This window comes from Mycobacterium sp. NGS62 (assembly GCF_059812285.1).
Genome location: NZ_JCALCK010000001.1, coordinates 633,204 through 653,676, shown reverse-complemented (window position 1 = coordinate 653,676; position 20,473 = coordinate 633,204). Strand labels below are relative to the sequence as shown.

At 66.6% G+C, this 20,473-nt stretch carries 14 protein-coding genes and 1 tRNA gene; 8 read left to right on the top strand and 7 right to left on the bottom strand.

Going from position 1 to position 20,473, the window contains the following annotated elements; all coding sequences use genetic code 11:
• Nucleotides 1–17 precede the first annotated feature (17 nt).
• From recO to AC5Y49_RS03065, 3 genes are read left to right on the top strand one after another with little or no spacing between them, the layout of a single operon-like run.
• Complete coding sequence (gene recO / locus AC5Y49_RS03075) at nucleotides 18–833, top strand: DNA repair protein RecO (protein ID WP_499884303.1); 816 nt, start codon at nucleotides 18–20, stop codon at nucleotides 831–833.
• Complete coding sequence (locus AC5Y49_RS03070; protein ID WP_499884302.1) at nucleotides 808–1,689, top strand: decaprenyl diphosphate synthase; 882 nt, start codon at nucleotides 808–810, stop codon at nucleotides 1,687–1,689. Before recO ends, AC5Y49_RS03070 begins: the two co-directional genes overlap by 26 nt.
• Nucleotides 1,689–2,105, top strand: coding sequence for a hypothetical protein (locus AC5Y49_RS03065; protein WP_499884301.1), 417 nt, complete (start codon nucleotides 1,689–1,691; stop codon nucleotides 2,103–2,105). The genes AC5Y49_RS03070 and AC5Y49_RS03065 overlap by 1 nt, the downstream gene beginning before the upstream one ends.
• A 108-nt stretch (nucleotides 2,106–2,213) precedes the next feature.
• On the opposite strand, the gene AC5Y49_RS03060 is transcribed toward AC5Y49_RS03065, so the two are convergent.
• Nucleotides 2,214–2,606, bottom strand: a complete 393-nt coding sequence (locus tag AC5Y49_RS03060; protein WP_499884300.1) for a Fur family transcriptional regulator — start codon at nucleotides 2,604–2,606, stop codon at nucleotides 2,214–2,216.
• Nucleotides 2,603–2,983: an ArsR/SmtB family transcription factor gene (locus tag AC5Y49_RS03055; RefSeq protein ID WP_499884299.1), complete on the bottom strand. Its 381-nt coding sequence runs from the start codon at nucleotides 2,981–2,983 to the stop codon at nucleotides 2,603–2,605. Before AC5Y49_RS03055 ends, AC5Y49_RS03060 begins: the two co-directional genes overlap by 4 nt.
• A gap of 139 nt (nucleotides 2,984–3,122) precedes the next feature.
• Here AC5Y49_RS03055 and AC5Y49_RS03050 point away from each other — a divergent pair, with 139 nt between their 5' ends.
• Together AC5Y49_RS03050 and AC5Y49_RS03045 are read left to right on the top strand one after the other, a co-directional pair.
• The gene (locus tag AC5Y49_RS03050; RefSeq protein WP_499884298.1) at nucleotides 3,123–4,514 is read left to right on the top strand and encodes a glycine--tRNA ligase; all 1,392 of its coding nucleotides are present in this window, start codon (nucleotides 3,123–3,125) and stop codon (nucleotides 4,512–4,514) included.
• A 116-nt stretch (nucleotides 4,515–4,630) separates the two neighbouring features.
• Nucleotides 4,631–5,518, top strand: coding sequence for a type IV toxin-antitoxin system AbiEi family antitoxin (locus AC5Y49_RS03045; protein ID WP_499884297.1), 888 nt, complete (start codon nucleotides 4,631–4,633; stop codon nucleotides 5,516–5,518).
• 74 nt (nucleotides 5,519–5,592) lie between these two features.
• Here AC5Y49_RS03045 and AC5Y49_RS03040 read toward each other — a convergent pair whose 3' ends face one another.
• On the bottom strand, nucleotides 5,593–7,578 hold the full coding sequence (locus tag AC5Y49_RS03040) for a TPM domain-containing protein (protein WP_499884296.1): 1,986 nt from the start codon (nucleotides 7,576–7,578) through the stop codon (nucleotides 5,593–5,595).
• A 49-nt stretch (nucleotides 7,579–7,627) separates the two neighbouring features.
• Between AC5Y49_RS03040 and AC5Y49_RS03035 the strand changes: the two genes are divergently transcribed.
• Entirely contained in the window at nucleotides 7,628–8,875 is a 1,248-nt protein-coding gene (locus tag AC5Y49_RS03035; protein ID WP_499884295.1) for a deoxyguanosinetriphosphate triphosphohydrolase, read from the top strand.
• 26 nt (nucleotides 8,876–8,901) lie between these two features.
• Nucleotides 8,902–10,794, top strand: coding sequence for a DNA primase (gene dnaG / locus AC5Y49_RS03030; protein WP_499884294.1), 1,893 nt, complete (start codon nucleotides 8,902–8,904; stop codon nucleotides 10,792–10,794).
• A gap of 4 nt (nucleotides 10,795–10,798) precedes the next feature.
• On the opposite strand, the gene AC5Y49_RS03025 is transcribed toward dnaG, so the two are convergent.
• Nucleotides 10,799–11,062, bottom strand: a complete 264-nt coding sequence (locus tag AC5Y49_RS03025; protein WP_499884293.1) for a hypothetical protein — start codon at nucleotides 11,060–11,062, stop codon at nucleotides 10,799–10,801.
• 132 nt (nucleotides 11,063–11,194) lie between these two features.
• Between AC5Y49_RS03025 and AC5Y49_RS03020 the strand changes: the two genes are divergently transcribed.
• A tRNA-Asn gene (locus AC5Y49_RS03020) sits at nucleotides 11,195–11,270 on the top strand.
• Between the two features lie 22 nt (nucleotides 11,271–11,292).
• Here the strand turns inward: AC5Y49_RS03020 and AC5Y49_RS03015 are convergent.
• The 3 genes from AC5Y49_RS03015 to AC5Y49_RS03005 all read right to left on the bottom strand — a co-directional run bounded on the left by AC5Y49_RS03015 (nucleotide 11,293) and on the right by AC5Y49_RS03005 (nucleotide 20,406).
• Nucleotides 11,293–15,408, bottom strand: coding sequence for a bifunctional nitrate reductase/sulfite reductase flavoprotein subunit alpha (locus AC5Y49_RS03015; RefSeq protein ID WP_499884635.1), 4,116 nt, complete (start codon nucleotides 15,406–15,408; stop codon nucleotides 11,293–11,295).
• A 415-nt stretch (nucleotides 15,409–15,823) separates the two neighbouring features.
• Complete coding sequence (locus AC5Y49_RS03010) at nucleotides 15,824–17,752, bottom strand: acyl-CoA dehydrogenase family protein (protein ID WP_499884292.1); 1,929 nt, start codon at nucleotides 17,750–17,752, stop codon at nucleotides 15,824–15,826.
• Nucleotides 17,749–20,406, bottom strand: coding sequence for an ATP-binding cassette domain-containing protein (locus AC5Y49_RS03005; protein WP_499884291.1), 2,658 nt, complete (start codon nucleotides 20,404–20,406; stop codon nucleotides 17,749–17,751). The genes AC5Y49_RS03010 and AC5Y49_RS03005 overlap by 4 nt, the downstream gene beginning before the upstream one ends.
• Between the last annotated feature and the right edge of the window lie 67 nt (nucleotides 20,407–20,473).

Below are 20,473 nucleotides of genomic sequence, written 5' to 3'. Positions count from 1 at the left end.
GATGACAGACTGGTGTGATGCGGCTGTACCGGGATCGGGCGGTGGTGCTGCGCCAGCACAAGCTCGGCGAAGCCGACCGGATCGTCACCCTGCTCACCCGCGACCACGGATTGGTCCGCGCGGTGGCCAAGGGTGTGCGGCGCACCCGCAGCAAGTTCGGCGCGCGACTGGAGCCGTTCGCCCACATCGATGTGCAACTGCACCCCGGCCGCAACCTGGACATCGTCACCCAGGTCGTGTCGCTGGACGCGTTCGCCACCGACATCGTCAGCGACTACGGCCGCTACACCTGTGCGTGCGCCATGCTGGAAACCGCCGAACGCCTCGCCGGTGAAGAACGGGCGCCGGCCCCGGCACTGCACCGGCTGACCGTCGGTGCGCTGCGGGCGGTGGCCGATGGGCGGCGACCCCGCGAGCTAGTGCTGGATGCCTACCTGCTGCGTGCGATGAGTATCGCCGGATGGGCGCCGGCGCTGACCGAATGCGCCCGCTGTGCCACACCTGGTCCGCATCGAGCGTTTCACATCGCTGCCGGCGGCAGCGTTTGCGGGTACTGCCGCCCAGCCGGTTCCACCACGCCGCCGCTGGGTGTGTTGGAGCTGATGTCCGCGTTGCACGACGGTGACTGGGAGGCCGCGCAGACGGCACCGCAATCCCACCGCAGCCATGTCAGCGGATTGGTGGCCGCGCACCTGCAATGGCATCTCGAGCGGCAACTGCGGACGTTGCCGCTGGTGGAGCGGATGCAGCGGGTGGACCGTACGGTTGCTGACCGCCGGATCTCAGTGGTCGGGCAGGATGTGGCCCATGGTGCGGAAACAGAAGCCGGCTGATTTTCCGCAGTTGCCCCCGGCGCCCGATGACTACCCGACGTTCCCGGACACCTCGACGTGGCCTGTCGTCTTCCCGGAACTGCCGCCGTCGCCCGACGGTGGGCCGCGCCGGCCGCCGCAGCACCCTTCGAAGGCGGCGCCGCCGCGGATTCCGGCCGGCCAATTGCCCGATCACGTGGCCATCGTGATGGACGGCAACGGCCGATGGGCCACCCAACGCGGGTTGCCCCGCACCGAAGGCCACAAGATGGGTGAGGCGGTGGTGATCGACATCGCTTGTGGGGCAATCGAGGTCGGTATCAAGTGGCTCAGCCTGTATGCCTTTTCCACTGAGAACTGGAAGCGCTCTGCTGAGGAGGTCCGCTTTCTGATGGGATTCAACCGCGAGGTGGTGCGACGCCGGCGAGAGAACCTCAAGGATATGGGTGTGCGGATACGGTGGGTGGGATCGCGGCCACGGCTGTGGCGCAGTGTCATCAAGGAATTGGCGATTGCCGAAGAGATGACGTGGGACAACGACGTCATCACCGTGAACTACTGCGTCAACTATGGTGGCAGGACCGAGATCGCCGAAGCCGCAAGGAATATCGCATGTGAGGTGGCCGCCGGCAAGCTCAACCCGGAGCGGGTCAGCGAGGCGACGATTGCCAGCCACCTGCAGCGGCCCGACATTCCCGACGTGGACCTGTTGCTGCGCACCTCCGGCGAAAAGCGGTCCAGCAACTTCATGTTGTGGCAGGCGGCCTACGCCGAGTACATCTTTCAGGACAAGCTGTGGCCCGACTACGACCGCCGCGACCTGTGGGCGGCCTGCGAAGAATATGCCTCCCGTCACCGACGTTTCGGGACCGCCTGATGTCGTCGTTGCAGGAGCGGTTGGCGTTGGTACTCGGCGCGGTGCTGCCCGTCGAAGAGGAAGCCGACGGCGCGCTGACAGTGCGTCACGGCGGGACGTTTGCGTCGCTGCGAGTAGTGACGATCGTCGAGGATCTCGACCTGGTGTCGCTGACCCAGGTGCTGGCGTGGGATCTGGTGCTCAACAAGCAGGTTCGCGATCGAGTAGCCGCGCAGGCGGACAGCACCCTGTTGGGCTCGGTGGCATTGGTGGAGAAAGTCAGGGAGGTTACCGCCAAGCGCAACTCCGGAAAGACCGCCGATGTGATGTTGCGTTACAACTTTCCGGGCGCCGGTCTGACCGATGACGCGCTCCGTACGTTGATTTTGATGGTGCTGGACAAAGGGGCCGAGATCCGCAGTGCGCTGACTGCTTAGCGTCTGGCCGCCCCTTCCAGGCGAGCTTTCCCGGCGAGCGTGCGTGTCCCCGGTCGACACGCCGTACGATTTTCCGGGTTTGCGCACGCTCGCCCTCGAGGTGCGCACTTATCTTCGACACTCCGAGCAGGTGCCGAAGATCTCGATGGTGTGGCTGACGTCGGAGAACCCGTGTTCGGCAGCAACTTGGGCGGCCCACTTTTCGACGTCGTGGCCCTCGACTTCGACGGTGGACCCGCAGCTGCGGCACACCAGGTGATGATGATGGTGCTCCGAGCAGCGCCGGTAGACGGATTCCCCGGTGTCGGTGCGCAGGGTGTCGAGCAACCCGGCAGCCGACATCGACTGCAGCGTCCGGTAGACGGTGGTCAGGCCGATGTTCTCACCACGCCGGCGCAGCTCGTCGTGCAGCTCTTGGGCCGATCGGAACTCGTCGAGGGTGTCCAACAGCGTCGAGATTGCCGCCCGCTGCCGGGTAGAGCGCACACTGGTGCGGGTCATGAGCGCCGGTCCTCACCGGCATGGGCGACGGCGTCGATGACGATGTGTGCCAAGTGGTGATCAGCTAACCGGTAGAGCACTTCGCGGCCCGAGCGTTCCCCGGTGACCACGCCGGCGGCCTTGAGGATCTTCAGATGCTGGCTCACCAGCGGCTGCGGCACGCCCAGCGCGTCGACCAGCTCATGCACGCAACGCTGGGATTCGCGCAACTGCAGGACGATGGCAATGCGTACCGGTGCGGCCAGCGCCCGTAGCAGCTCACCGGCGGCGTCGAGGATCTCCCGCGACGGTGGCGCGGGGAACGTCGCCGATCCGCCGTGCTCGTGGCTGCCGACCAGCTCGTCGCCGTCGGCGGCCATTGAGGTCGAGGGGGACATGCCATCACCTGCGCTGTTGGGAAGCTAGTGGGAACCGTTATCGGTTGCTTCCACTGTCACATGCGCACTGATGCATGTCAAAGGTGCCGGGCGTCGGTCGCTACGATGACGGTGCTCACCGCCCCCATCGACAACAGGAGTGCAGCAGCTCGTGGCGTCCGTCATCGACACTGTCGTGAACCTGGCCAAACGACGCGGCCTGGTCTACCCCTCCGGGGAGATCTACGGCGGCACCAAATCGGCCTGGGACTACGGACCGCTGGGGGTGGAACTCAAGGAGAACATCAAACGGCAGTGGTGGCGCTCGGTGGTCACCGGCCGCGACGACGTCGTCGGCCTGGACTCCTCGATCATCCTGCCGCGCGAGGTGTGGGTTGCTTCCGGACATGTCGAGGTGTTCCACGACCCGCTGGTCGAGTCGCTGATCACGCACAAGCGCTACCGCGCCGACCACCTCATCGAGGCCTACGAGGCTAAGCACGGTCATCCGCCGCCGAACGGTCTTGCTGATATCCGCGACCCGGAGACCGGTGAGCCCGGTCGGTGGACCGAGCCGCGCGAGTTCAACATGATGCTCAAGACCTACCTCGGGCCGATCGAAACCGAGGAGGGGTTGCACTACCTGCGGCCGGAGACCGCGCAGGGCATCTTCGTCAACTTCGCCAACGTGGTCACCACAGCGCGCCGCAAGCCGCCGTTCGGTATCGGGCAGATCGGCAAGAGCTTTCGCAACGAGATCACCCCCGGCAACTTCATTTTCCGGACCCGCGAGTTCGAGCAAATGGAGATGGAGTTCTTCGTGGAGCCGTCCACGGCGCGCGAGTGGCATCAGTACTGGATCGACGAACGGCTGTCCTGGTATGTCGATTTGGGTATCGACGGGGACAATCTGCGGCTGTTCGAACATCCCGCGGACAAGCTGTCGCACTACTCCGACCGCACCGTCGACATCGAGTACAAGTTCGGCTTCCAGGGCAACCCGTGGGGTGAACTGGAAGGCGTGGCCAACCGCACTGATTTCGACTTGTCCACGCACGCAAAGCATTCCGGTGTCGACCTGTCCTTCTACGACCAGGCCACCGACAGCCGGTATGTGCCCTATGTGATCGAGCCGGCGGCCGGCTTGACTCGGTCGTTCATGGCCTTTTTGATCGACGCCTACCACGAAGACGAGGCGCCGAATGCCAAGGGCGGCATGGACAAACGCACGGTGCTGCGGCTGGATCCGCGGCTGGCGCCGGTCAAAGCTGCCGTGTTGCCGCTGTCGCGGCATGCCGACCTCAGCCCCAAGGCGCGCGATTTGGCCGCCGAGTTGCGCAAGTGCTGGAACGTCGATTTCGACGACGCCAGCGCGATCGGGCGGCGCTATCGACGCCAAGACGAGATCGGCACGCCGTTCTGCGTGACAGTGGATTTCGATTCCCTCGAGGATCACGCCGTCACCATTCGGGAGCGCGACGCGATGACTCAGGACCGGGTGGCGCTCGACGGCGTGGCCGACTATCTCGGGGCCCGCCTGCGAGGCTGCTAACTCTGTCGCGAGCGTGCGTGTCGCAGGTTCAAATACGGAGCGTCGCCGGGTCCACGCACGCTCGCTATCCACAGGCGTGGCTACCGTCGCCGCCGCATGCGCTGCACAATCCGCCGATGGTCAACGATCTGGATACCCTCCTGGCCGAGCACGGCGGCGTCGCGACCACCGCTAAGCTGATCGAGGGGCTCGGCCGCGCCGGATTCGAAACCGGCGTCGCCCGTGGGGAACTCGTCTCGGTGTGGATGGGCGTCTACGCTCGGACAGAACCCGACATGCTGCTGCGACTGCGCGGGCTGGACTTGCGCGCCGGTGAGCCCGTTGCCATCTGTCTGGGAACCGCTGCCGCCGCTTATGGCTTCGACACAGAAAACGACGACGACCTGCACGTGCTGAACCCGGGCGGGCATCAACTGCGCAACTCCGACGGACTGGTCGTGCACCGTCGCGAGGGCGCGCCGCTGGGCATCGTCGATGGCAGACCGGCCACCGAACCGGCTTGGACGGCAGTCGAAGTCGCACGCAGCATGCGTCGGCCCCGGGCGTTGGCAACGCTGGACGCCGCGCTGCGCAGCGAGACATGTACTCGACGTCAGCTACGAGCCGCGGCCGCCCGTCAGGCCGGTCGGCGAGGAATCGTCCATGTGCGGGAGTTGATTCCACTGGCCGCTGCGGAAGCGGAATCGCCGATGGAGAGCGAGGCGCGGCTGGCGATGCTGGATGGTGGACTGCCGGCGCCCGCACTTCAGTACGAGATCGTCGACCGCAACTGGCAAACGTGGCGCGTCGACTTCGCCTGGCCCGACCGCCTGGTTGCCGTCGAGTACGACGGGTTCGACTGGCACAGCGGCCCCGACGACCTGCGCCGTGACCGGCAAAAACGTGCTGCACTGCGCGAGATTGGCTGGACGGTGCTCTCGATTGTGGCCGATGACGTGCGGCGGCGCTCCTGGGACATGGTGCGCCGCATCGACATCGAGCTGACCGCCTCACGTGCTGCGTGAGCGTGCGTAAACCCGGAAACAACCCCGGCGTGTCGGCCGGGGACACGCACGCTCGCGGCCAAAAAAGAGGGGACCTAAAATCTGCCGCCGCCGCCGAAGAAGCCGCCGTCGGAACCGCCGAACGACGTTGGACCCCAGCCTCCGCCGCCGCCGCCCCAGCCTCCGCCGAAGCCGCCACGCATTCCGCCGCCGAGCATGTCGCCGATGATGATCCCGCCGAGCATCGCGCCCATCTGATTGCCGCCGCCGTAACGCCCGGCGTAGGCGCGCTGCGCGGACTCGAGATCTGCGTTGGCCAGCGCCTGCGCCTGCGCGGCCAGCGTCGCCGCGCCGTTGGCGTACGAGATCGCCTCGCCGACGTTGGTCGAGCGCTGGTCGAGGGCGGCTTGCAGTTGCCGCCTCGCCTCGGCAAGCCGGGTCCGCGCCTCCGGGCCAATGCTGCCGCGACGGGTGTCGATGTAGTCGGACACCGCCCGCACCCGCGACTGCGCGGTGAACAATGCCTGTTCCAGCGTGCGGTTGAGGCGCTCGGCGGTGGCCTGCTCTTCGGCGAGAACAGCCAGCAGCCGGTCCAGATCCGCGTCGGCCTTGGTCAATCGGGTGAACGCCCCGAGCGGATCGGCGGAGCCGCCGGCCTGCGCGGCGTCGACCGCGTTGGCGGCCGCGTCACGCGCGGTGGCCAGTTCGCGGGTGTGCTGGCCCAGCCCCTTGCCCAACAAGACGTTGGCCTGCTCGATCCCCGAACGGATGTCAGCGATCAGCTCCGGCAGGGTGGCGGCGGCGTGGCGGATGTCGCTGGCCGCACTGTCCACGGCGTCGAGCAGCGCGCGGACCTGGCCCAGAGCCGACTCGGCGGCGCGCACGGCATCCACCAGGCCACTGAGCTGCCCGCTGACCGGCTGCGCCGCCAGTTCACGGGCATGGCCGATGTTCTGTTCTGCGAAAGCCAGCCGCTCCTTGGCCGTTTCACAGTTGCCGGACACTGAAGTCAGGGCCGCGGCGTCGAACTCGTCGCGCAGCGCTGCCAGCCGCTGCTCGCACGGCTCCACCCGCGCGGTGAACTCGACGAACTGCTGCGTCAGTCCGTCCACCCGAGACGGCGCATTGATCACCAAGTCCCGCAGCTGCTCGAAGGCCTCCCGCTGCGCTTCGAGCTCCCGGTCGGCCCGCGCTGCCGACACCACCACACTGGTGAGCAGCTCGCGCCGCTGCGCCGGCGTCTCGGGGATGGCGTCATCGAGCTGCTGACGTACGTTAAACGCTTGCGCCAGCGTAGCTTTGGCGTTTTCGACCGCACGACGGAACGGTTCGGTGCGCTGCTGGCCGAACTCGTCGATCGCCAGCGCCAGCTCATTGGTGCTGGTGCGCAGCGCGTTGTCGACGTCGACCACCTTCGATCGCGACAGGTCGTCGAGGGCGTGCAGCGGCACCGCGGCCAGCGCCTCCGAATCCGTTGGGTCGACGCGTCGCGCCGCGGCCACCTCGGCCGCCCGCCGGCGCCGGCGCCGGTAACGCATGATCAGCCACAAGGCCAGCACCGCCGCAGCGATCACACCCAGCGCGATCGCCAGCGGCGCCCAGTTTGTTGACCCGGGCGCTCGGTTGAGCCCGTTGGCGGCCGCGATGGCCGCACCGCTCCAGTCGCCGTGACGCAGCGCGGGTTCGATCTGGTTGTGCCGCAGGTCATCGACCTGCTTCGAATTGATGCTCTTCACCGTCGAGGGCACCAGAAACGCATAGGAACGGTCGACGGTGGCCACCGCGAGCAATGCGTCGCCGGAGCCCAAGTCGCTGGCCCGCCAGGTGCTCTGCGCCCAACCCATGGCGCCCTGGCCGGAGAAGCTGTCGACGTAGACCACCCACAGCCGGATCTTGCGGTCGGTGTAGAGGTTGTCGACCGCCGACTCGACCGCGCCGTGGCCCGACCCGTGCAATGCGCCGGCGTTGTCGACGACGTAGTTGGGCAGCCGGAAGGGTGGTTGCGCGCTCACGCTCGGCGCCAACAGCAGTGCGGCACCCAAGGCCGCCAAAACCAGGCCGAGCAGACGAACGGTGCGCATGGTCGCCAATGTAATCCGCCGACGGAACGTACTGGCAGACTGAGCGGCGATGACCCAGCAGGATCCTTACGACGAGCACGACCGTGAGCGGTTGGTGCCGGAAGCGGCCAAGACGGCGGGCCTGCCGGGCAGCGAGGGCCAGCACCGTACCGATTTCGCCCGCGACCGCGCCCGGGTGCTGCACAGCGCCGCGCTGCGCCGCCTGGCCGACAAGACCCAGGTCGTCGGGCCCCGGGAAAGCGACACTCCGCGCACCCGGTTGACGCACTCGTTGGAGGTCGCCCAGATCGGGCGGGGCATGGCGATCGGCTTGGGCTGCGATCCTGACCTGGTCGACATGGCCGGATTGGCCCACGACATCGGGCACCCGCCGTACGGCCATAACGGGGAGCAGGCGCTCGATGAGGTCGCCGCAGACTACGGCGGCTTCGAGGGCAACGCGCAGAATTTCCGCATTCTGACCAGTCTGGAGCCCAAAGCTCTTGACCCACAGGGACTTAGCGCTGGACTGAATCTGACCAGGGCGGCGCTGGACGCGGTCACCAAATATCCCTGGACGCGCACGGCGAACCGGCGCAAATTCGGCTTCTATCACGCCGACGCCGACGCTGCCGCCTGGGTGCGTCAGGGGGCGCCACCGGACCGGGCCTGTCTGGAAGCGCAGGTGATGGACTGGGCCGACGACGTCGCGTATTCGGTGCACGACGTCGAGGACGGTGTCATCTCCGGGCGCATCGACCTACGGGTGCTGGCCGACGAAGACGAGGCCGCCGCGCTGGCCGAACTGGGGGAGACGGAGTTCACGCATGTGCGCGCCGACGACCTGGTCGGCGCCGCCAAACGCCTCTCCGGGCTGCCGGTAGTCGCCGCGGTCGGCAAATACGACGCCACGCTGGCGGCGTCGGTGGCGCTCAAGCGCCTCACCAGCGAGCTGGTGGGCCGGTTCGCATCGGCGGCGATCGCGGCCACTCGCGCGGCCGCCGGGTCGGGGCCGCTGGTGCGATACGCCGTCAACCTGCAGGTGCCCGAGTTGGTCCGCGGTGAGGTTGCGGTGCTGAAGATCCTGGCGCTGCAGTTCATCATGTCCGACCCGCGGCACCGGGAAATCCAAGCCCGGCAGCGCGAACGCATTCACCGGGTCGCGCAGTGGCTGCTGGCCGGCGCCCCGCGGACCCTCGACCCGATCTTCGTCCCGGCCTTCAACACCGCCGCCGACGACGGCGCCCGGCTGCGCGTCATCGTCGACCAGATCGCGTCCTACACCGAGGGCCGATTGGAACGCATCGAGGCAAGTTAGTCGTCCGCTGGCTCTACACTGTGCCGATGGCCGGCCGTATCTCCGATCGCGATATCGCCGCCATCCGCGAACGAGTCCGAATCGACGAGGTCGTCGGCGACTACGTCCAACTGCGCCGCGCCGGCGCCGATTCGATGAAGGGCCTGTGCCCCTTCCACGACGAGAAGTCGCCGTCGTTCCACGTGCGGCCCAACCACGGCCATTTCCATTGCTTCGGCTGCGGCGAAGGCGGCGACGTGTATGCGTTCGTCCAGAAGATCGAGCACGTGAACTTCGTCGAGGCCGTCGAAGTGCTCGCCGACCGGATCGGCTACACGATCACTTACAGCGGCGCGGCCACCAGTGTGCAACGTGACCGCGGCAGCCGCAGCAGGCTGGTTGCCGCCACTGCCGCTGCCCAGCAGTTCTACGCAGAAGCACTGGAATCCGCCGAGGCCGCGCCGGCTCGCCAATATCTGACCGAGCGCAGTTTCGACGCCGACACGGCCCGTCATTTCGGCTGCGGGTTCGCCCCGTCGGGATGGGATTCGCTGACAAAACACTTGCTGCGCAAGGGCTTCGAATTCAAGGAGTTGGAGGCCGCGGGTCTGTCGCGGGAGGGTAGGCGCGGTCCGATCGACCGGTTCCACCGGCGCCTGCTGTGGCCGATCCGCTCGTCGGCCGGTGAGGTGATCGGATTCGGCGCTCGGCGGCTGTTCGACGACGACCCGATGGAAGCCAAGTACGTCAACACTCCCGAGACGCTGCTGTACAAGAAGTCGTCGGTGTTGTTCGGCATCGACCTGGCCAAGCGCGACATCGCCAAGGGCCATCAGGCCGTCGTGGTCGAGGGCTACACCGATGTGATGGCAATGCATCAGGCCGGAGTGACCACGGCAGTCGCCTCCTGCGGCACCGCCTTCGGCGACGAGCACCTGGCGATGCTGCGGCGATTGATGATGGACGACAACTTCTTTCGCGGTGAGCTGATCTACGTGTTCGACGGCGATGAAGCGGGCCGAAACGCTGCCCTCAAGGCGTTCGGCGGCGAACAGCATCTGGCCGGGCAGTCGTTCGTCGCGGTGGCCGCCGATGGCATGGATCCTTGCGATCTGCGGCTGGCGTCCGGTGACGGTGCGCTGCGTGACCTGGTGGCGCGGCGAACGCCGTTGTTCGAGTTCGCGATTCGCAGCGCGCTGGCCGAGACCGATTTGGACAGCGCCGAGGGCCGGGTGGCTGCGCTGCGCCGCTGCGTGCCGATGGTCGCCCAGATCAAGGACCCCACGCTGCGCGACGAGTACGCGCGCCAACTTGCCGGCTGGGTTGGTTGGTCGGACGTCGCCCAGGTCGTCGGCCGGGTGCGTGATCAAGCCAAAGGCCGGGGCCGGCCGCAGCGCAGCGCCGTGGCGCCCGCCGAGAAGACGCCCAGTCTCGCCGCGGTGCGTCCCGATCCGCGGGATCCGACGCTGTGGCCGCAACGCGAGGCGCTCAAGTCGGCGCTGCAATATCCGGCATTGTCGGGGCCGGTGTTCGACGCGCTGACGGTGGACAGCTTCACCCATCCCGGTTATGCCGCCGTACGCGCCGCGATCGCGGCGGCCGGCGGCACCAACGCCGGCATCAGCGGCGGCCAGTGGCTCGACGCGGTGCGCCAACAAGCCCCGTCGCCGGCAGCGGCCGGACTGATCAGCGAATTGAGCGTCGAGGGAATCCGGGTCGACGACGACGAGAAGTTGCCACGCTACATCGCCGGGGTGCTGGCCCGGCTGCAGGAAGTCTGGGTGGGCCGGCAGATCGCCGAGGTCAAGTCCAAGCTGCAGCGCATGTCACCGGTTGAGCAAGGCGACGAGTATCACGCGCTGTTCGGTGACCTGGTCGCGATGGAGGCGTATCGACGCAGCCTGCTCGAGCAGGCCAGCGGCGACGACCTGACGGCCTGAGCGGCTACCTCGCGACGTTCCGATTTTGCGGCTCGACGACGCTGGTCCCGTCCTCGATCTCGGTCAACGTCACCATCCGCGCGTCGGGCGAGACCCGATTGGCGACCTTGCGTCGCCCCGCTTCGATCAGCGATTTGGTGGCAGGACTGCTGGTCAGCGCGCGATAGGTGCCGACGATCTGTTCATAGCGGCGGCGGCCCGCCCTCGCGCCCAAGATGTAACCCAGTCCCAGCACGACGACATACCGGATCAATGCGGTCCCCTCCAAACAACGGTGCGTGGTTACATCCTGCCTCACATCGGCAAGCGGCGGCGGGTGGCAGCGGTGACTTGGCGCCGCCGCGGGCCCGTAAGCTAGAGTCATCCCTCGTTGCGTGGGTATCCCGCGTAGACCGGGCAGTCCCCTGTAGCTCAATTGGCAGAGCATTCGGCTGTTAACCGAAGGGTTCCTGGTTCGAGTCCAGGCGGGGGAGCCATTGTTGCTCGAGAGCCTGCCGATCAGTAGACGTCGCGTTGGTAGCGCTTCTCCGCGGACAATTGCCGCACGTAAGCATTCGCGGCCTCGGGGCCGCGGCCACCATGATGTTCCACGATGTCGTGGATGGCACGGTCGACTTCCTTGGCCATCGTGTGGGCGTCGCCGCAGATATACATGTGCGCGCCGTCACGCAGCCATCGCCATATTTCGGCACCGCGCCGACGCATCAGGTCCTGTACGTAGATCTTCTGAGGCTGATCCCGGGAAAATGCCAGGTCGAGTTCGGTGAGAAGCCCGTCGGCGTGCATCGCCTCGATCTCGTCGCGATAGTAGAAATCGGTCGCGGAGTTGCGTTCGCCGAAGAACAACCAGTTAGGGCCGCGGTGCCCGAGTGCACGGCGTCGATGCAGAAAGCTGCGGAACGGTGCGACCCCGGTGCCGGGGCCGATCATGATCATCGGGGTGTCCGGATCGGCCGGTGGCCGGAAGTGGTTGGCCTTCTGAACGAAAATGCCGATGTCGTCGCCGTCGCCATGGTCGGCCAGATACGTCGAACACACCCCGCCTCGCGGAACACCTTGGCAGTCGTAGCGCACCGTACCGACGGTCAGGTGCACCTCATGGGGATTGTCGATCGACGCCGACGAGATTGAATACAACCGTGGCGCAAGTGGTTTGAGTACCGGGAGCCATTCGTCAATCGAAGCGGTCACCGGTGATTGGGCCAGCACATCGACAGTCTGGCGGCCCCACATCCAGTCCGCCAGCGCCGCCTTGTCCTGCGCTCTCACCAGCTCGGACAACTCGTGGTCACCGCTGCGTTCGGCGACGAATCGCAGCAGGTCGCCCGTGATCCGAGCGATCTCAAAGCGCTCGGTCAGGGCGGTGCGCAACCGCATCGACCCGTGGTCGGGAATTTCCACGGCAATATTTCCGTCGAGTCCGGTGACTTCCAGCCACTCGTCGACCAGGTCGGGGCTGTTGCGTGGCCACACTCCCAGGGCATCACCCGAGTGGAAGCTCAGCGTGCCCTCCGGCAGGCCGAACGCGAGTTGACGCACCTCCTTGGTCGATCCCGGGCCGCTGAGCAGCGTGTTGCGTACCAGGCCGGTGATGAGCGGCCGCTTGCGGCTGTATGGCTGCGATTCCGGCATGGCCGGCGCAGCTTTGGGGCCGGCGGCGCGAGCGGCGGCACCACCACCGCCGACGAGCACCGGCACTTTGGTCAGCACGTCGCGCACCGCCTCCAACCATCCGGCGGCGGCGTCTTCGTAGTCGGGCTCGCAGTCGACGCGGTTCAGGATGCGGGTGGCGCCCAGATCCGATAGCCGGTCGTCGAGCTTGCGGCCGTAACCGCAGTAGTCGGCGTAGCTGGAATCGCCGAATGCCAGGACCGCGTAATGGGTGTCGAGGAGTCGGGGAGCGTCCTGGGCGGAGAGATCCGCCCAGAACGCGGCGCCGTTGTCCGGCGGTTCGCCGTCGCCCGTGGTGCTGGTAATGATCAACAGCTCCCGTGTGGCCGCGAGATCACTCACCCGGAACTCGTCCATGGCATGCACCGCGACCGGCAGTCCGGCCGCACCGAATTGCGCGGCGCACTCGGCGGCGAACTCCTCGGCATTGCCGGTCTGCGACGCCCACAACACCGTGATCGGGGTACCGGCGGCCCCGGCTTGCCCAACGCCGACGGCGGGGTCGTCCGGTACGGCCGCTAGCGGCGGGACAGTTACCGGGCTACGCGAAAACAAGCCGGCGAGCACACCGTCAACCCACATCCGGGTCTCCGGCTCGAACGGAGCGCTGACCGGTAGCGTCGGCACCCCTGCCGATCGGCCGCCGGCTTCCGAGCGCAGCGCGTTCACCAGCCCGGAAAGATAGCTGCGCCCGAGCGCATCGATGTCCGGCACGGGTTGGTCTGCCACGCCGAGCAATTCGGCCAGCGCATCGATTCGTACTGGGCTGATGACTGCAGCCTCGGCCGTCGGTGTCGCGGGTTGTCCGACAGCGCCTTCGTTGACGGCGACCTTCTGCAGGGTGACCGCGCAGGCCTTGTACTCCGGCTGCTGCGAGGTGGGGTCGACGGCGTCGTTGGTGACGGCATTGATCGACAGGTATTCGCCGAAAAGGTCGTTCCAGTGGAACGGGGCGAAGCAGTTGCCGGGCCGCACCCGGTCGGTGACCACGGCGGGCAGCACGGCACGGCCACGGCGGGAAGCGATCTCGACGGAATCGTCGTCAGCAATGTGCAGTCGTGCGGCATCGTCGGGGTGGATCTCCACGAACGGTCCCGGGTTGAGCTTGTTGAGCTTGGCCACCTTGCCCGTCTTGGTCATCGTGTGCCACTGGTGGGGCAGACGCCCGGTGTTGAGCAGGAACGGGTAATCGTCGTCGGGCATCTCGTCGGGCGCTAGATGTGGGCGGGCGAAGAACATTGCGCGACCACTGGCAGTCGCGAACGCCAGCCGCGGAACGCTGCCGTCCTCGCGGACCAGTTGGGTTTGGCTCACCCCATCGTTGAGGTAGCGGATCGGGTTGCGATCGGCGGTGCCGCCCGGGGGACACGGCCACTGCACCGGCGTCTGGCGCAGCCGTTCGTAGCTGATTCCGCGTAAGTCGTAGCCGGTCGTGGGATTGGCGAACTGCTTGGTCTCCTCGAACACCTCCCCAGCGCAGCTGTAGGTGAACGCGTCGGCGTAACCCATCGCCGATGCGACGCGGGCGATGATCTGCCAATCCGGCAGTGCCGCGCCGGGCGGATCGAGCGCTTGTTGGAACAGGGTGAGGTTGCGCTCGGAGTTGACCATCACGCCGTCGAACTCGGTCCATAGCGCTGCGGGCAGCAATACGTCGGCGTACTCGTTGGTCTCCGTTTCGAGAAAGGCATCCTGGGCGATCACCAGTTCGGCCCGTTCCAGGCCGGCCAGCACCGTTTTGCGATTGGCCACTGTGGCCACGGGGTTGGTGCAGATGATCCAGCACGCCTTGATCTGGCCATTGGCCATCCGGTCGAACATGTCGATGGTTCCACCGCCGACGTCGGTGCGCAGAGTACCGCGCGGGATGCCCCAGGCGTTCTCGACAAAGATGCGGTCGTCCTCAGAGGTCACCGATCGCTGGCCGGGCAAACCTGCTCCCATATAACCCATTTCGCGGCCGCCCATCGCATTGGGCTGTCCGGTCAGCGAGAAGGGGCCGCTGCCGGGTTTGCAGATCGCGCCGGTGGCCAGGTGCAGGTTGCACACCGCGTTGGTGTTCCAGGTGCCGTGGGTGCTCTGGTTGAGTCCCATTGTCCAGCAGCTCATCCAGTGAGCCGCCTCGCCGATCCACCGGGCGGCGGTGCGGATGTCTGCCTCGGCGATACCGGTGATCTCGCTTACGGTTTCGGGGGGAAACTGCTGCAAGAAGCTCGGCATCACCTCCCAGCCGTCGGTGAACTCGGCGATGAATTCGCGATCGGTATCACCATTTTCGACGATCAGGTGCAGCAGACCGTTCAGCAGCGCCAGATCGGTGCCCGGATTGATTTGCAGAAACAGATCGGCTTTCTCGGCGGTTGCGGTGCGACGGGGGTCGACGACGATCAATTTGGCGCCGGCGGCCTTGATCCGGTCCATCATCCGCAGGAACAGAATGGGGTGGCAGTCAGCCATATTGGCGCCGATGACAAAGAAGACATCGGCCGCATCGAAGTCCTGGTACGAGCCGGGCGGGCCATCGGCGCCCAGGGACTGTTTGTAACCGGAACCGGCGCTGGCCATACAGAGCCGAGAGTTCGATTCGATCTGGTTGCTGCCGATGAACCCCTTGGTTAGCTTGTTCGCCAGATACTGAGCTTCGGTGGACATCTGTCCCGAGACATAGAGTGCGACGGCGTCCGGGCCGTGCTTGTCGATGATTGCCCGCAACCGCTTGGCGCAGTGGGTGATCGCCGCATGCATATCGGCCGCCTCGATAGATTCACCGCGTTGCGGCCGCACGTACGCCGACTCCATCCGGCCAGGAGCCGCCAGCATCTCCGCGGTAGTCGCGCCCTTGGTGCATAACCGGCCGAAGTTGGTCGGATGCGTCTTGTGCCCGGTCGACTTCGCCACCCGACGCCGGCCGGTCTGCGGATCCGTGTCGACCTGCAGAACCATGCCGCAACCGACACCGCAGTACGCGCACAGCGTGTCGACGGCGTCTGACGTGTTCGGCTCGGCAGCCACCGGTGTTTCCTCCTCGACGTGCAGGCGACATTGAGCACAAGCATGCAATCGGGTTGTTTCAAGATCAGTAAGGCGAGGTTGCCGCGGCTTTACGGATTCATCGCCGCGGTCGTACCGCGGTGAGGTGCGCGAAACAGCGGGTTAACCCGGGCGGGAATGATCATCACCGATCACGAAATCCCAAGTCAGGCTAGCGTCGTCGCACCTTTACCGTCAGGGTCGCTGCAGCGATTTCACCAAACCCGACGCAGATTCCCAGATTTCGCCAAGGCTTCGTGTGAGCGGAAACACATGCCGTGGCCTTCGCGTGCTGCGAGGCCGTTACGTATCTGTCGCAGTTGTGCAGTCAGTCGGGCAGGTTCTCCGGGTGCAGCATCTCGGCGTAGCGCAATTCTTCGGGAATCCCGAACCCGCCGACCAATGTCTCGGCGTGCGGCCGCAACTGCCGGCATCGCTCATTGATCCCGCGGGTGACCGCCTTGGCCCGCTCCGTGGACAGATACCGGTGCTCGATGTACCAGGCTTTGTCATCCTCGATCACGGACAGCGCGTAGAGGTCGCACACCAACTCGAGGATCTCGCGAGCCTGCTCGTCCTCACACGAGTCGATGCCCGCGACGAACGCCTCCAGCACCACCCGGTCGATGTGCGCGGTCGCCGCGTGCAGCACGTGGTCCTGCACGGCGTTGAACGCGTCGAACTCCGACATTTCGTTGGACTTGGACTGCAGCCGGCGCGCCACCGAGGAAAGTAGGTACTCCTCGCGGTCTTCGAACATGGTGACCTGGGTGCCGCGGTTGAACAGGCTGCCCTCTTCCTCGCTGTCCTGGCGGGCATCGACGATTCTTTGCATAATCGTCTCCGCCGCAGTGCGTTTCATCACCCGCTCCCCGACGGCGTTAGCCGCAAAGCGAACCCATTCGACCGGGTTCATGCTGCGGATGTCGTCGGCGTAGGCGGTCAGCAACTCCTTGGCCACCAACTGGGTCAGCACATGGTTGTCACCCTCGAAGGTGGTGAAGACGTCGGTGTCGGCGCGCAGCGCGATCAGCCGGTTCTCGGCCATGTAACCCGCTCCGCCGCATGCCTCGCGGGCCTCCTGGATGGCCCGGCTGGCATGCCAGGTATTGGCTGCCTTGAGTCCGGCCGCCCGCGATTCCAGCTCACGCTGCTCCTCGGCGTCCGGCTCGTCCGCGGTCTGTAGATCGTGGCACTTGGACACCAGCTCGTTCTGCGCGAACTGCAACGCGTACGACTTGGCGATCAGCGGAAACAGCCGGCGCTGATGCACCAGGTAATCCATGATCACCACCTCGTCGTCTTCATCGGGCGCGCTGAACTGCCTGCGCTGCAACGCATACCGGGTGGCGATGTCCAACGCCAGCCGCGCCGCGTTGCCCGCGCTGCCGCCCACGCAAACGCGTCCGCGGATCAGCGTGCCGATCATCGTGAAGAATCGACGGCCCGGGTTCTCGATCGGCGAGGTGTAGGTGCCGTCCGCCGCGACGTCGCCGTACTTGTTCAGCAGGTTGTTCCGCGGAACGCGAACCTGTTCGAACACAATCCGCCCGTTGTCCACACCGGGCAGCCCGCCTTTGTAGTGGTTGTCCGACGTCGTCACACCAGGCAGGTCGTTGCCGTCGGCGTCGCGGATCGGCACCAGAAAACAGTGCACGCCGTGATTGACCGGCTTGCCGTCCTCAGTGGTGAACAACTGTGCGAATACTGCTGCGATAGTGGCGGTTTCAGCGGCGCCGCCGATGTAGTCCTTGCGGGCCGTCGGGGTGGCGGATTCGATGACGAACTCTTCGGTGTCCGCGTCGTAGGTCGCGGTCGTCTCCAGCGACTGCACATCGCTGCCATGTCCGGTCTCGGTCATCGCGAAGCAACCCCGCAGCTCGAGGTTGATGATCTTCTTGACGTAGGCCTCGTGGTGGCGTTCGGTGCCCAGATTTTCCACGGCACCACCGAACAGACCCCACTGCACGCCGGCCTTCACCATCAGCGACAGGTCCGACATCGCAAGCATCTCGATCATCGTGATCGCCGCCCCGACGTTGCCCGTCCCGCCGTGCTCCTTGCGGAATCCATCGTCTGCCGCACCCGCAGCGGCCATGATCGTCATCTGTTCGACCACCTTGGTGCGGGCGATCACGGTGTTGGGCGTGTGGTGTGGGCGGAAGACCTCGTCGGTCAGCCTGTCCCGCATCTGGTTCTTCACATCACGCCAGCGCCCGTCCAGGGTGTTGCGCAGGTGTTCGGCAGTCGTGGTCATACCTGACCGTAACGCGCCGTCCCCGCATCCGGCAGCCCGGTGGCGGCCGTTTCGCTCACCGCCGTGCCGGGTTCAGTACGGCGCCGCAACCGCCAATACAGGAATGCGGCACACACCGTGCCGAGGCCGATCAGCATCGCCATGTCGAACACCCACCAACCCACCGAGTGCGTCCACAACTCATCGCTGGCCGCCAGCACATTGACCGCAGGCAGGTCGACAGTGGACGCCGACGCTGCATAACCCCACCGGGACGGCAGCAGCCAGGAAATCTGTTCCAAACCGAATCGGCCCGCCAGCGGAAACGCTGCGCCGGAAAACAGAAACGACAGCAGGATCACCAAGACGGCGATCAGCAACAGTTGTTCTCGGTACTTCGCCAGCGACGACAGCGCCATTGCGACGATCGCCGAGACGACGGCGGTGACCGCCAGCGTGAGATAGAGCTCAAACACCGGGCTGCCCAGCAGCACCGCGCCCTGGGTCGGCGCGCCTTTACCGGCGACGGCGACGGTGGTGATGATGCCGGTCTGGACGAGGGCGGCCAGGCTGTAGACCACGAGTTTGGCCGCCAGATAGGCAGGCGTCGACAACCCGCCGGATTGCTCACGCCGGAAGATGCGGCGTTCACCCAACAAGTCGCGGATCGCCAACGCGGTACCCATGAAAACGGCGCCCAGATTCAGCACAACCAAAATTTCGAGAGCTTCGTCGGGACCGCTTCCGTAGGGGTCGGCCTGCCCCAGGCCGGCCTCGCCGGGCACCACCAACGTCAGCGCACCGAACAACACCGGCAGGATCGTCAAGAAGATGAAGTAGCGCTGATCGCCGACCAATAGCCAGGCCTGCCGGCGGACCGCGACCCCGATTTGGCGCCACAGCCCGAGGTGTTCGGGCGGGGTCAGTGATTCGGCACCGATCTGTGGAGCCTGGGGGCTGCGCGGTGAAAGCCGGTGCTGGACTGCACCAGCCCGCTCGAGAGTCTCGTCCCAGTTGGGGCTGCGCAACGCGTCGTCGATTTCGGCGGGCGGCCCCACGAACGCCGGAGTTCCTTGCGGAGCAAGTAGCAAAACCTGGTCGCATACGTCGACGTGGTCCGGCGAGGCTGTCGACACCACGACGACGCGTCCGGCGTCGGCGAGCCGGCGCAGCAGCGCCATCGTCTGCGGGTCGGATCCCGCCACAGGTTCATCGATGACCAGCAGCGACGGCGCGGTGATCAGTTCGGATGCCAACGAGGCGCGTTGACGTTGCTTGTCCGAAAGCTTGCCGACCTGGATGGTACGCAGCGAGTTCAACTGCAGCTCGGTGATGACCCGGTTGACTGCCTGGCGACGTTCGTCGGCGGAAGTGCTTGGCGGCAGCCGTAATTCAGCGATGTAACCCAACGCCTGTTCGATGGTGAGTTGCGGATGCACCACGTCGTATGGACCCACCACGCCGATGCTGGAACGCAGCGACGCGTATTCGTCGTGCACGTCGTGACCGCCGATGGTGACTTCACCCAGACTGGGCCGCATCTCGCCGGCGAGTAGGTGGACCAGAGCCGAGCGGCCCGCCTTCGACGGTCCGATGACCGCGGTCAGCGTGCCCGGCTGGGCGGTGAAGGAAACGTCGACAAGCACCGGTTGCCCGTCGACGTTGAGGCCCAACTGTTCGGTCGCCAATGTGCCCAGCGCCGCAGGCTTTTGCGGCGGAGCCTCACTGTGAGCGACGGCGGCGTGGGGCAATGGGCTAGTCGGCGCCATCTCGTGTGGCCGGGGTTCGGGCCGGTGTGGGATCAGCCGTTGCATCGCTCCGGTCATCCGTTCGACCAGATCGTTCGCCTTGCTCTGGGTAGTCGGTGGCGGTTCCGGGGGGGCTTCGAACGGTTGCGGTTCCGGATGAGCCGGTGGCGGCGGCGGTTGCGGTCGCTGGTCAGGTGGCATCGGAGGCGGTGGTGGCGGCGGTTCCGGCGTCGGCTGAGGCGAGCGAAATCGTCGGGTCGACGCTTCCGACGGCGGCGGTGGTCCGACCGGTCGCTGGTCAGCTGATGGCGCGGACTCAGCGGGCGGCGGCGCAGGTTCCGGCTCGGGTGCCGGCGGCCGGAATCGCTGAGTAGGCAATTGAGAAGGCGGCGCGGGCGGATTCGGTCGGCGCCCCGGCGGCCCCGGCGGCGCAAACGCCGGCGGTTCCGGCGGTCTCTGCGGCGGGGGCGGACGTTTGGGCGGGCCCGGCCGTGGTGGCGGTTGACTGGGCGGCGGCGCCGGGCGGCCGCGCCAGCCGGGTTCGCGACCCGCCGCCGCTGGTGGGGGCCGTGGCCCGCGGGGTGGCGGCGGCCCGGGCGGGCCCGGGGGCGCAGCGCTGAGCTGAAACACCAGCCGCGGTCCATGCCGCGGGTCTCCGATGGTGAGGGCCCGGCCGTCTCGGATGAACACAGTGGACATGCGCACGCCGTCGACATAGATGCCGTGTTGGCTGCGGTCGAGGGCTACCCACTGCTTACCGTCGTGGTGCAGTACCACGTGGGTGGGCGACGTCGATGTGTCGGCGCCGTCGAGGCGGATATCCGAGCGGGTGTCGCGGCCCACGGTGACGTCGCGGCCGGCGGGGAATGTGTACCTTCTCGATCCGACCCAGACGGTCAACGGGGCACCCAGCGCCTCCGTCCGCATGGTCACCACCTTCCGCGCGCATCAGCCGGGTTCGATCACCGCTTGTCTACCCGCCATGATGCGCCGA

Excerpts from the sequence above, each read along its gene's own strand:
- recO (WP_499884303.1), top strand. The coding sequence starts at position 18 with ATGCGGCTGTACCGGGATCGGGCGGTGGTGCTGCGCCAGCACAAGCTC.
- AC5Y49_RS03070 (WP_499884302.1), top strand. The coding sequence starts at position 808 with ATGGTGCGGAAACAGAAGCCGGCTGATTTTCCGCAGTTGCCCCCGGCG.
- AC5Y49_RS03065 (WP_499884301.1), top strand. The coding sequence starts at position 1,689 with ATGTCGTCGTTGCAGGAGCGGTTGGCGTTGGTACTCGGCGCGGTGCTG.
- AC5Y49_RS03060 (WP_499884300.1), bottom strand. The coding sequence starts at position 2,606 with ATGACCCGCACCAGTGTGCGCTCTACCCGGCAGCGGGCGGCAATCTCG.
- AC5Y49_RS03055 (WP_499884299.1), bottom strand. The coding sequence starts at position 2,983 with ATGTCCCCCTCGACCTCAATGGCCGCCGACGGCGACGAGCTGGTCGGC.
- AC5Y49_RS03045 (WP_499884297.1), top strand. The coding sequence starts at position 4,631 with ATGGTCAACGATCTGGATACCCTCCTGGCCGAGCACGGCGGCGTCGCG.
- AC5Y49_RS03040 (WP_499884296.1), bottom strand. The coding sequence starts at position 7,578 with ATGCGCACCGTTCGTCTGCTCGGCCTGGTTTTGGCGGCCTTGGGTGCC.
- AC5Y49_RS03035 (WP_499884295.1), top strand. The coding sequence starts at position 7,628 with ATGACCCAGCAGGATCCTTACGACGAGCACGACCGTGAGCGGTTGGTG.
- dnaG (WP_499884294.1), top strand. The coding sequence starts at position 8,902 with ATGGCCGGCCGTATCTCCGATCGCGATATCGCCGCCATCCGCGAACGA.
- AC5Y49_RS03015 (WP_499884635.1), bottom strand. The coding sequence starts at position 15,408 with ATGGTTCTGCAGGTCGACACGGATCCGCAGACCGGCCGGCGTCGGGTG.
- AC5Y49_RS03010 (WP_499884292.1), bottom strand. The coding sequence starts at position 17,752 with ATGACCACGACTGCCGAACACCTGCGCAACACCCTGGACGGGCGCTGG.
- AC5Y49_RS03005 (WP_499884291.1), bottom strand. The coding sequence starts at position 20,406 with ATGCGGACGGAGGCGCTGGGTGCCCCGTTGACCGTCTGGGTCGGATCG.